Origin of the sequence: Geminocystis herdmanii PCC 6308 (genome assembly GCF_000332235.1) — a bacterium.
In the GTDB taxonomy this organism is placed as follows: domain Bacteria; phylum Cyanobacteriota; class Cyanobacteriia; order Cyanobacteriales; family Cyanobacteriaceae; genus Geminocystis; species Geminocystis herdmanii.
The window spans coordinates 1,089,473-1,100,439 of record NZ_CM001775.1; the positions used below are offsets into that span (position 1 = coordinate 1,089,473).

Genomic DNA, 10,967 nt, shown 5'->3' on the forward strand with positions numbered 1-10,967 from the left:
CGACACTTTTGACCTTATTTTTAATAATATCTCTATATTTTTTTGTATTATACAAAGTCTCAAAACCTTGATTTTTCATTCTTTAACCTAATACCTAACACCCTTTCCGATACCTATCCTCATCAAAAGACTATGAGGCAAACCCTAATTAATTAATAGCCTTTATTTAATTGTTGTCTCAATTGCTCTAATTCGTCATCAACAGCGCTCACAGGAGTTGAAGTAGAGGGAGTTGAAGTAGTGGTACTAGGGGGTAATGCACTAGGTTGGGGAGTGCCTGATAATTGAGCTTTTAAAGCGGCTAATTCATCGTCAACGGCAGTGCCACCTTCTAATTGCGCCCATTTTACATCTTCTCCCATTCCCGCTAATTCTCCTACGGATTGGGATTCGGCTTCGATTTGCATTACTTTGTCTTCCATGCGTTCAAAAGCAGACATAGCTGAACTACTTTGAATACTACTCATGCTCTCTTGGATTTGTTTATTGGCTTTAGCGGCACTAAATCGAGCTTTGAGCATATCCTTTTTAGTTTTTGCCTCAGAAATTTTACTCTCTAGGGCGGTGAGGTTACGGCGTAAAGAGTCAATTTGCCCTACTTGCCCGTCTAATTGAGCTTTTAGACTGGCGGCAGTGTCGGCATGGGTTTTTTTCCGCACTAAGGCTTCTCTGGCTAAACCTTCTTCACCTTTGGTTAAAGCTAATTGCGCCCGTTGTTGCCATGTATTGGCTTCGGACATATTTTTTTGATACTGTTGTTCGGTTCTTTTTTGGGATGCGATCGCCTGTGCTACTGCTTGACGCATTTTAACGAGATCATCACCCATTTCTCGAATACTTTGTTCTAATACTTTTTCTGGATCTTCAGCTTTATCAATCATGTCGTTGACGTTAGCTCGTACTACTCTACTGATGCGATCGAATATTCCCATAATAGTTAACCTTTTCTTCTACTCTAACATTTACATTATTTCAATTTTAATCTTATCTTAAATCATACCTTGACTATCTTAACACCTCACTTGAATCGATCGAGGATTTACCTCATTGTCTTTTGATGAGGGCTGAAAACAGTAGCAAAAAAGAGCATAATTTTACTTTTCTCCAAAATATTAAGTTTTTTTATTAATTGATGAATTATTAGTTGAAAACTTCTGCTTTTCATACTCTTAATTAGTTTTAAAAACTAACATTTTTGACCATAAAAATCCTTCGGCATCATGAAGAAGAAGCATCTCCCAAAATTAAAAAAATAATATTCAAAAACCCTTAAAGTTGAATAATATTCACCCCTTACGAACAAATAAATAAAACTATTATTTATTCAATTCTGTTCTTAATAAATCATCGGTAACTTGATCTGTTATAATCACTTTACCGATCGAACTAGGTAAGATAAAACGCACCTTTCCAGCTTGAACTTTTTTATCGGTTTGTAAATGGGCAATGGCACTTTCCACATCCAAATTAGCAGGAATAGCCGTTGGTAAACCAGTTTTTTCGATTAATAAATCTTGCCTTTTTGCCTCCGATGCACTCCATAAACCCATTTTAACCGCCAAGTTACCCGCCGTTACCATACCGATAGCTACCGCCTCCCCGTGAACAAAAGTCTCGTAATTCGTTAAACTTTCGATAACATGACCTATGGTGTGTCCGTAATTTAAAATAGCTCTTAATCCTCCCTCCTTCTCATCCTGACTGACGACTTCGGCTTTTGCGTGACAAGAACGAACTAAAATATCATTTAATAGCATCTCATCAAAATTATTTAAGCTATCAAGGTTATTTGCGTCTTCAAGGGCTTCAAAAAGAGTTTTATCCCAAATTACTCCATATTTAATGACTTCCGCCATACCAGCCCTAAACTCTCGATCGAGCAATGTTTTCAAAACTGTAGGATCAATTAATACTAATTTGGGTTGATAAAAAGCGCCAATTAAATTTTTGCCTTGAGGATGATTCACTCCTGTTTTACCGCCAACGGAGGCATCCACCATCGCTAAAAGAGAAGTTGGCACTTGTACAAAATTAATTCCCCTTAACCAAGTCGCCGCCGCAAATCCTGTCATATCTCCCACCACACCTCCTCCTAAAGCCAATAAAGTCGAGTTGCGTTCTAAAGAAAACTTGAGGGCGCTATCATAGATTTTAGCTAAATATTCTAGGGTTTTATAATTTTCCCCCGCAGGAATTAGGTGATAATTGACAGTGAAACCTGCGTTTTCTAAAGATTTGACGGCAATATCTCCATAGTAATCGAAGATTTCGGGATTTGATACTACTAAAATTTTTTTCCCTAAATTCAACTCTTTGATTCTTTCTCCTAGAGTTGATAAGCCATGACTAGCGATGTGAATATTATAGGAATTGTTGGGCAAAGATACAGGTATAATTGATTCCATTATCGATCGATCTCACTACTTTAATCATTTTTATTGTAAGATAAAACGGTTCGATCGTCTCAAGAAGAAAGAAAAGATTATCGTCAAAATAATTTACCATGGATTAAGATGAGAAAACCTCTATTTTGTATTTGGAATAACGAGTCAATTCAGTTAAGAGAAAATAAGAGAATTTCGGCGATTCAAAATCTTAATCTATCACAGGAAAAAATCATCCCTGTTTTTGAAGAAGCCACTCAAACTGTGGCAAATTGTCTTAATATTTCCGTATCTTGTTTAGGTTTATTATTAGAAACCGAATATCAGATTAAATCAGTCTATGGGTTATCAAATTTAGGTTTAATGAATACCATCGCCAAAACCAGAAAAATTAGTCGAGACGATGCTTTTGCTACCCATGTGATTGATTCTGAAAGTTATTTAGTCATGGAAAATACCTTAAATGACTCTTTTTTTTCAAGGGCAATTTTAACTCAACACTACGGTATTGTTTCTTATTTAGGTGTACCTTTAACTCTATTTAATGGGGTGTGTATTGGTTGTTTAGAAGTGATGGATACAACAGCGAGAAAATTTACAACTCAAGAGATTAATTTCATGGTGATAACCGCCAGATGGTGTATGGCAGAATATGAAAGAAATTTATTAACGACTTCTAACAATAATGTTGCTCAATATTTGAATAATGCACAACATATTAATCAAAGTAGCTTAACAAAAAAAGTTGCTAATATTTCCCCTATCTCATCAGTTATACCTCAAAATAATAATAATGATCAAGAAAAATATATTAAATTATTAAGTTATCAATTACTCAATAAATTAACTCAAAAATTATCTATTCCCCTTACTTCTGTCATCGGAATGTCTAGTGTATTAAAGCAAGAAATTTACGGAAAACTTAACTCTAAACAATTAGAGTATTTACAAATTATCCATGATAGTGGACAAGAAATGGTGACTTTAGTCAATGAAATTAATAAATTAGCTACTTTTAACGCAGAAGTTAACCTAGAATATGTCCCTGTGGATTTAGAAAATTTAGGTAAACAAGTTCTTAAAAGTTTAGAAACCATTGCCCATAGCCGTGATCATACTTTAATATTATCGATCGAACCGGGGCAAAAAGTCTGGAAGCTCGATCGAGAAAAAGTCAAAAAAACCTTATATTATCTTCTAATTACTATCATTGAATCATCAAGAACAGGGAGTGAAATACAAGTTCATATCTCGAAAAAAAAGGAATATTTAAAAATTAATTGTCGAGTAACTCATCCTTGGTTAGGGGAAGGTATTTCCTCTGAAAAAATAAGCCTTTATCAAGAGGTATTAAATAATTATTATAACTTATCTTTAGACAATAAATTAAACAAAAAAACCAGTAAACAAAATACTTATGAATATGATCTAATTTGCCTTTTATTTAGTGGTTATTTAGCCCATCTTCAAGCAGGAGATATTTCCTTACAGGGTTCGTCAGAATCAGGGTATCGTTTTATTATTTCTATACCCATACAATAGACTTCTCCAGAAATTAAATTTTTAACTAAAATATGTTTGATGTATAATATAGTTTAAAGAGAACAAAAAATGCAGAACCCGGGACTTGAACCCGGAAGTCCTTGCGAACACTAGAATCTGAATCTAGCGCGTATGCCAATTCCGCCAGTCCTGCTTAAATAACTATCTACAAATTTTAGCGTATATTAAAAGAGTCAGCAATAATAATCAAGAATTATCCCATCCAATACTGCTCAGTTAAGAAAAAAGGGGGATTTTTTACTTAACCCAGTATATCTACCTCAGTGAACCATAAAGAAAATGATGAAAACTAGACAAGTGGACAAGTGGACAGGGAGAAAAATTCTTAATATTTGATGTACTTTTGAGAGAATTTTATTTATTCACAAGAAATACAATCTTCCTGTCTGCCTGTCTGCCTGTCTTCCAAGTTAGCCCTCATCTATTTTTATAGTTCACTCAGATATATCTACATGAGTAAAAGGTTTAGGATTATCACCGCTGTAGGTTGCCGCAATTTGTCCATTGCCCACTAATTTATATTTGTAGGTAACTAAACCATCTAAACCCACAGGTCCTCTGGGGGGCATTTTTTGAGTACTTATACCTACTTCCGCTCCAAATCCATAACGGAATCCATCGGCGAAACGAGTGGAACAGTTATGATATACTCCAGCGGAATCCACTTTATTCATGAAGATTTCAGCATTTTGTTGATTATTCGTCACGATCGCATCGGTATGTTTTGAGCCATAATAGTTAATATGTTCGATCGAACTGCTTAAATCATCGACAATTTTAATCGATAGAATCAAATCACTATATTCTGTTTTCCAGTCTTCCTCTGTGGCAGGATTACAGATAATAATTTTTTGGGTAGCTTCATCTCCTCTTAACTCCACACCTTTCTCTGTTAATGCTTGGGCAATACTTGGTAAGAATTTTTCGGCTATATCATGATGAATTAATAAAGTCTCGATCGCATTACAAGCGGCAGGATACTGAGTTTTTGCATCAACAGCAATATTAATCGCCTTGTCTAAATCAGCGTCAGAGTCAATAAACAGATGACAAATACCGTCAGCGTGTCCTAAAACGGGAATTTTGGTGTTATCCTGCACATAGCGGACAAATTCATTCGAGCCACGAGGTATAATCAAATCCACATAGTTATCCAGTGATAACAATTCTTTAATTTCTTCTCTGGTGGTTAACAACTGTATGACGTTGGGGTTAACTTTCGTTTCCTTGAGGGCATCTTGAATAATCTTAACTAAAGTTGTGCAAGTTTGGAGAGCTTCCTTTCCTCCCTTCAAAATAACGCCATTACCTGACTTGATGGCTAAACTGGTAATCTGAATTAAGGCATCGGGGCGCGCTTCAAAAATGACTCCTAAGACTCCCAAAGGGCAACTAATGCGTTGTAAAATTAACCCCTCATCTAACTCTCTTTTTAAGGATACCATCGCAAGAGGATCAGTTAATTTTGCCACATCTCGCACTCCTGCGATCGCACTTTTTAACTTAAATTCTCCCATTTTTAAACGAGCATAGAGAGGTGCAGAAATTACCCCGACCGCTTCACGACAATCCGCTTCATTCGCTGTAATAATTTCTTTTTGATGTTTTTCGAGGGCAAATGCCATCGAGCTTAGAGCCTCATTTCTATCTTTCTCAGACAATATCGCCAATTCTCTGGCAGCAACTTGGTTTTTTTGGGCGATTTTTTGTAATTCCGACATATACTAACAGTGAACACTTAATAGTTAACAATGAATTTGTAGAGGGTGAATACCATTCACCCCTACTGGGTTTTAACCCTTCTTTCACAAATTTTTGGAAATGCTTATTATTTTAATTGCTCATTACTTCTTACTTCTTTTTATCTCACTTCAGCGATAATCGTCGCCAAGATTTCTCCTGCACCTTGCTGTTTCAATTTTTCAGCTAATTGTGAGCCAATTTCTTCAGGATTGGTTCGATCGCCAGTTACACTATCTTTAAGTAATTGTTTACCATCTAAACTAGCCACCATTCCCGTTAAAGTCAGCTTATCACCTTCAATCTTACTATTAACCCCGATAGGTACTTGACAACCCCCTTCTAAGACTCTCAAGAAAGAACGTTCTGCCATAGTACAATCACGACTATCAGCATCTTCCAGAGTTTTGATAATTTGTAGCACAGATTCATCGCCTACACGGCATTCGATACCCAAAGCACCTTGCCCTACTGCATGGAGGGAAATCTCAGGGGGAATTACTTGATGAACTCGATCTCCCATATCTAATCTTTCTAAACCTGCAACGGCAAGAATAATACCATCATATTCTCCAGCGTCTAATTTGGCAAGACGGGTATTCACATTTCCTCGCACATCTTTAAAAGTTAAATGGGGGAAATGGTGACGTAATTGAGCAAGACGACGTAAAGACGATGTACCAATTACCGAACCTTCGGGAAGGGTGTCTAATTGTTTATCTTTATGTTTTTCATTGACAACTAAAGCATCGGCAGGGTTAACTCTCTGGGTAACACAACCTAACATTAAACCATCGGGCAGGTTAGTCGGTAAATCTTTCAAGGAGTGTACCGCAAAGTCCACTTCATTGTTAATCATTCCTAACTCTAATTCTTTGGTGAATAAACCCTTGTCACCAATTTTTGCTAAAGCCACATCAAGGATTTTATCCCCTTGAGTACTCATTTTTTCCACTTCAAACTCTACATCACTGAAGCGACTTTCTAATTCTTTTTTTACCCAATAAGTTTGTACTAATGCTAGTTGACTTTTTCTCGTTCCAATTACTATAGTACGTTCATTTTCAATAGTTGCGGTCATATAAATAGTTTTTATAAAAATTTTTGAGAACTCGATCTAGCTTATCAGAAAAACGTTATTTGATTGATTGTTGATCTTTTCTCGATTTTATATATCTCCTAATATGTTATTCATGACAGAAATTTACCCTATTTATTTACAAAAATATAATCTTCCTGTTTTTCTGTCTCCCTGTCTCCCTATCTTTTTGTCTTCTTGTCTTCCACTATCTCCACTACTGAGTGAGGGTACGACGTTTAAATACCATTTCGTAGGCTTCAATGCGATCGTCTTCTTGCCAATCAGCAAATTTATTGATGGCAATACCACATTCAAAACCAGCAGCAACTTCCTTCACGTCATCTTTAACCCGTCTTAGGGAATCTAAGTTGCCATTGTAAACAACTTTTCCATTGCGTATCACTCGAATAAAGCGGTTTCTGAGAACTTTACCTGACTGTACATAACAACCAGCTACAGCACCTTTGCCCACCGCAAATACGGCTCTGACTTGGGCTACTCCTAAACTTTCTTCGATTTCTTCAGGATCGAGTAATCCTTCCATCGCCCCTTCAATTTCATCGAGCAATTTGTAAATTACGTTGTATTCCCGAATGTCAACGCCTTCCTGTTCGGCGGCTTGTCGTGCATTGGGTGCTAAGGTCGTATTAAAACCAATGACAACTGCACCACTGGCGGCGGCTAAATCCACATCGGTTTCGGTGACTTCTCCCGCCCCTGATAATAAGACTCGAATTTGTACTTCTTTTTGGGGAAGTTGTTTTAATGAGCCTAAAATCGCTTCGGCTGAACCTTGTACATCGGCTTTGATGATTAGGTTTAGTTCTTTTAAGTCCCCTTGTTGGGCTTGAGCCGATAGGGTACTTAGGGTAACACGACGAGAGGATAAGGCTTGTTGTAAACGGGTATCTCGAAGCGCTTCGGCACGGCTTTCGGCGATGGCTTTGGCTTCTTTTTCATTTTTATAAACGTCAAATTCATCCCCCGCCGCAGGTACTTCATTTAAGCCTAATACTTCCACCGCAAAAGATGGACTAGCGGCTTCTACTTTGTCGCCTCGATCGTCAATCATCGCCCGAATTTTCCCCGCTACTGAACCAGCAACGATGACATCTCCGACTCTTAATGTTCCATTTTGTACTAATAAAGTAGCCACTGGTCCTCTGGCTCGATCGAGGTGAGCTTCAATCACTGTACCTTTTGCCAATCGATCGGGATTAGCGGAAAGTTGTTCCATCTCTGCCACTAAGACAATCATCTCTAAGAGAGTGTCTAAATTTTGACCATTTAAGGCACTGACAGGCACCATGACGGTATCACCGCCCCAATCTTCGGGAACTAATTGTAAGTCCACTAACTCCTGTTTGACTCGATCGGGATTAGCGTCGGGTTTATCAACTTTGTTGATGGCTACCACAATGGGAACTTTCGCCGCTCTAGCATGACTAATTGCCTCTTTGGTTTGAGGTCGTACACCATCATCGGCAGCAACTACTAACACCGCAATATCCGTCACTTTTGCTCCCCTTGCCCTCATAGCGGTAAAGGCTTCGTGACCGGGAGTATCTAAGAAAACAATCTGTTGAGTTTTGCCTTCATGCTCCACATCCACATGGTATGCTCCAATATGCTGAGTAATGCCTCCTGCTTCTCCTTGAACGACTTTAGTATTTCTGATAGAGTCTAAAAGAGTTGTTTTACCATGGTCAACGTGTCCCATAATCGTAACGACAGGAGGACGATGTTGAAGACTATCAAGATCGGTTTCCATGATCATCTCAGTTTTCTTGGCACTAGCTTTTTCTTCTTCGGTAATCACTTCTACCCCTAAATCGGCAGCCACTATTTTGGCAATTTCCATATCAAGGGTTTCTGTGATATTAACGGCAATACTTTTAAAGAATAACAGCTTAATAATTTCTGTATCTGGAGTATTGAGTAAATCTGCTAGTTCTCTTAAGGTAGGACTTTGTTTAAGAACAATAAATTCTGGTGGTTTTTCTTTTTCCGCTTTAAGTTTTTTATCAACTTTAAGTTCGGTTTTATCGAATTTTGGTTTTTGTTTCCGAGGCGCACGGGTTTTTTCTGGAGGCTTCGGCTGTTGACTAACTTCTTTCTCAGGACGTGCTAAGGCTAAATTGAGAAACTCATTATCTCCATCTTCTCCATCTAAATAGTCAACTAGATCATCGTCATCATCATCAATGAGTTGAGCTCGACGTTTCTTGACGGCTTTTTTACCTTCTTTACTATCGTCATCATCATCCCATACAGCAGTCTCTCCTTTTTCTAAAGGTTTCTTAATTTTCTGCTTAATTCGATTGGGTTTTTCTAATAATATGGGTTCTCCATCAAAATCATCATCAGAGGATGTTAAGGCGGTTTCATCCATATCCTCATCTAAATCTAATTCTGGTTCAACCACCGCTACCGGTCGTTGAGGCGGTCTATGTAGTTTAGGTTTAGGCGCCGCTTTAAAGTTTTCTTTTTCTCCTGTCTCTTGTTTGGCTACGGAGGGTTTTGAGGGCTTGATATTATTATCTAAATCACCGCTGACGATGTCTGGAGTATCAAAATCTTTGCGATTATTTTTATTATTGCCTCGACGAGGAGGGCTGGTTTTATTTGCTGTTTTAGGACGAGGTTTTTTATCCTCTTCATTAAAAGATAATTTGACTTTGGGAGAGGATTTTTGCTCTTTCTCAGGGTCATTGACAACATTATCCCGATCGAGGGAAGGGGGAGATTTGATTGTTGGTTTATTGGCACTGACTTGAGGTCTCGAAGGCTCGATTTTAGGCGGTTTTGCCCCCGTTTCTGCTATATTTTTACCGCCATCAGAAGGCGCTTGAGGACGAGGGGGAGTCAATAACATGGGGGAGTCCTTCGTAGAACCGTCTGTCGATGACTGATTACTGCTATATATGGCAAGGATTTCTTGCTTTTTGTTCTTGGTTTTCAATTCTGGTGATGCAGGATTTTTTTGTTCTTTATGGTGGGTGGTAGTCGTTTTTTTGACTTGGTTATTGACAGAGGTCATAGGATAGTTTTTTGCTACTTCTTTGATGTTGTCGGCTTGAGATTCTGTGATAGTACTGCTATGATTCTTCACATCGATGGATAAACGAGAACATATTTCTAATACGTCTCTATTATCCAACTCTAGCTCTTTTGATAAATCGTATATTCTTACTTTTCCGTTTTTCATCCACAAATTGCCCTAATTGTACTATATTATAACTGTTTTTACTAATTTTAGTAGTTAGATTTTTAATTTTATATTTAATGGTGAGTTATTTAATAGGGGTTGGTTTTGTTTTAATAACCTATTAAGCAGTTTTATGACCATGACCAGTTTTTAGTTTTCACTAAACAGACACGATTAAGATTAATTCTTTATTTTAAACCAATGAGTTTTAATAGTTCATTCTTTTTACTGCGAATCCGATATTTTTAGACATCTTGTGGGCATTTGCCTCTTAGATTAGAGTCGTCTTTTTAGGATCGATCGATGTTAAATGATAACTCAAGAATTGATCTCAATTCTTAGTCTGTCTTAAATACTGTACTTACTATTATGATGATTTTTCTGATTAAATACCTCAGTACTTTTTTAAATTACCTGATTTTGTTTTAAAATTTATGGATAAGAATAAAGTGTTAGATACTAGAAATTATTAGAAAGACCTAATACTAATAGCTAAATGCCTTCACAAAAAAATTTATACCATGAAAAATTCAACTATGAAAACTAATCAAATTTTAAAATGGTGTTTGTTATCCACACCAGTTATCTTGGCTTCTTTCTTTTTTAATTTTATACAACCTCAAAAAGTCCACGCTTCCGAAACAAAGGCTATTGATATTACCATTATTAGCCCTAACTCTGGAAATATAAGTGAATATTCAGGTTTAGAAAAAAATGAAGACGGTTACTATATGCTTAATTTCACTGATGAGGAAAGTGACGCTGCGATTCAAATGTTTGGGTGCGATTGTACTACCTCTATCAATAAATTAAAGAGATTAAGAGGAATGACCGTTGGCACTCATGGTGAAGCATTAACAGATCAGGTATATCTTGCTACTTGCCCTCATCAACAACTTTTTGGAGTTTAACAGAATTATTAGGAGGGCAGGAAGACAAGAGGGCAGGAAGACAGGAAGACAGGAAGACAGGAAGACAGTTTAGGTTTTGA

The 10,967-nt window shown here is 37.2% G+C and carries 7 protein-coding genes and 1 tRNA gene; 2 read left to right on the plus strand and 6 right to left on the minus strand.

Annotated elements, in window-relative coordinates:
• Positions 1-152 precede the first annotated feature (152 nt).
• Together SYN6308_RS05465 and aroB are read right to left on the minus strand one after the other, a co-directional pair.
• Positions 153-932 (minus strand): PspA/IM30 family protein, encoded by a 780-nt coding sequence (locus SYN6308_RS05465; RefSeq protein WP_017293430.1) that lies wholly within the window; start codon positions 930-932, stop codon positions 153-155.
• Positions 933-1,316: 384 nt separating this feature from the next.
• A complete protein-coding gene (gene aroB, locus SYN6308_RS05470) occupies positions 1,317-2,405 on the minus strand; it encodes a 3-dehydroquinate synthase (RefSeq protein WP_017293431.1) in 1,089 nt (362 codons plus the stop codon).
• A 108-nt stretch (positions 2,406-2,513) separates the two neighbouring features.
• On the opposite strand from aroB, the gene SYN6308_RS05475 reads away from it, so the two are divergent.
• On the plus strand, positions 2,514-3,926 hold the full coding sequence (locus tag SYN6308_RS05475) for a GAF domain-containing sensor histidine kinase (RefSeq protein ID WP_017293432.1): 1,413 nt from the start codon (positions 2,514-2,516) through the stop codon (positions 3,924-3,926).
• Positions 3,927-3,996: 70 nt separating this feature from the next.
• Here the strand turns inward: SYN6308_RS05475 and SYN6308_RS05480 are convergent.
• The 4 genes from SYN6308_RS05480 to infB all read right to left on the minus strand — a co-directional run bounded on the left by SYN6308_RS05480 (position 3,997) and on the right by infB (position 9,976).
• Positions 3,997-4,080: transfer RNA gene (locus SYN6308_RS05480), tRNA-Leu, on the minus strand.
• A gap of 301 nt (positions 4,081-4,381) precedes the next feature.
• Positions 4,382-5,668 (minus strand): glutamate-5-semialdehyde dehydrogenase, encoded by a 1,287-nt coding sequence (proA, locus tag SYN6308_RS05485; protein ID WP_017293433.1) that lies wholly within the window; start codon positions 5,666-5,668, stop codon positions 4,382-4,384.
• Positions 5,669-5,808: 140 nt separating this feature from the next.
• Positions 5,809-6,768 (minus strand): hydroxymethylbilane synthase, encoded by a 960-nt coding sequence (gene hemC / locus SYN6308_RS05490; protein ID WP_017293434.1) that lies wholly within the window; start codon positions 6,766-6,768, stop codon positions 5,809-5,811.
• Between the two features lie 214 nt (positions 6,769-6,982).
• The gene (gene infB / locus SYN6308_RS05495) at positions 6,983-9,976 is read right to left on the minus strand and encodes a translation initiation factor IF-2 (RefSeq protein ID WP_017293435.1); all 2,994 of its coding nucleotides are present in this window, start codon (positions 9,974-9,976) and stop codon (positions 6,983-6,985) included.
• Positions 9,977-10,512: 536 nt separating this feature from the next.
• On the opposite strand from infB, the gene SYN6308_RS21825 reads away from it, so the two are divergent.
• Complete coding sequence (locus SYN6308_RS21825) at positions 10,513-10,887, plus strand: hypothetical protein (RefSeq protein ID WP_144051401.1); 375 nt, start codon at positions 10,513-10,515, stop codon at positions 10,885-10,887.
• Positions 10,888-10,967 lie beyond the last annotated feature (80 nt).

Coding starts and splice junctions, on each gene's coding strand:
- infB (WP_017293435.1), bottom strand. CDS start 9,976: ATGAAAAACGGAAAAGTAAGAATATACGATTTATCAAAAGAGCTAGAG.
- proA (WP_017293433.1), bottom strand. CDS start 5,668: ATGTCGGAATTACAAAAAATCGCCCAAAAAAACCAAGTTGCTGCCAGA.
- SYN6308_RS21825 (WP_144051401.1), top strand. CDS start 10,513: ATGAAAACTAATCAAATTTTAAAATGGTGTTTGTTATCCACACCAGTT.
- SYN6308_RS05465 (WP_017293430.1), bottom strand. CDS start 932: ATGGGAATATTCGATCGCATCAGTAGAGTAGTACGAGCTAACGTCAAC.
- aroB (WP_017293431.1), bottom strand. CDS start 2,405: ATGGAATCAATTATACCTGTATCTTTGCCCAACAATTCCTATAATATT.
- hemC (WP_017293434.1), bottom strand. CDS start 6,768: ATGACCGCAACTATTGAAAATGAACGTACTATAGTAATTGGAACGAGA.
- SYN6308_RS05475 (WP_017293432.1), top strand. CDS start 2,514: ATGAGAAAACCTCTATTTTGTATTTGGAATAACGAGTCAATTCAGTTA.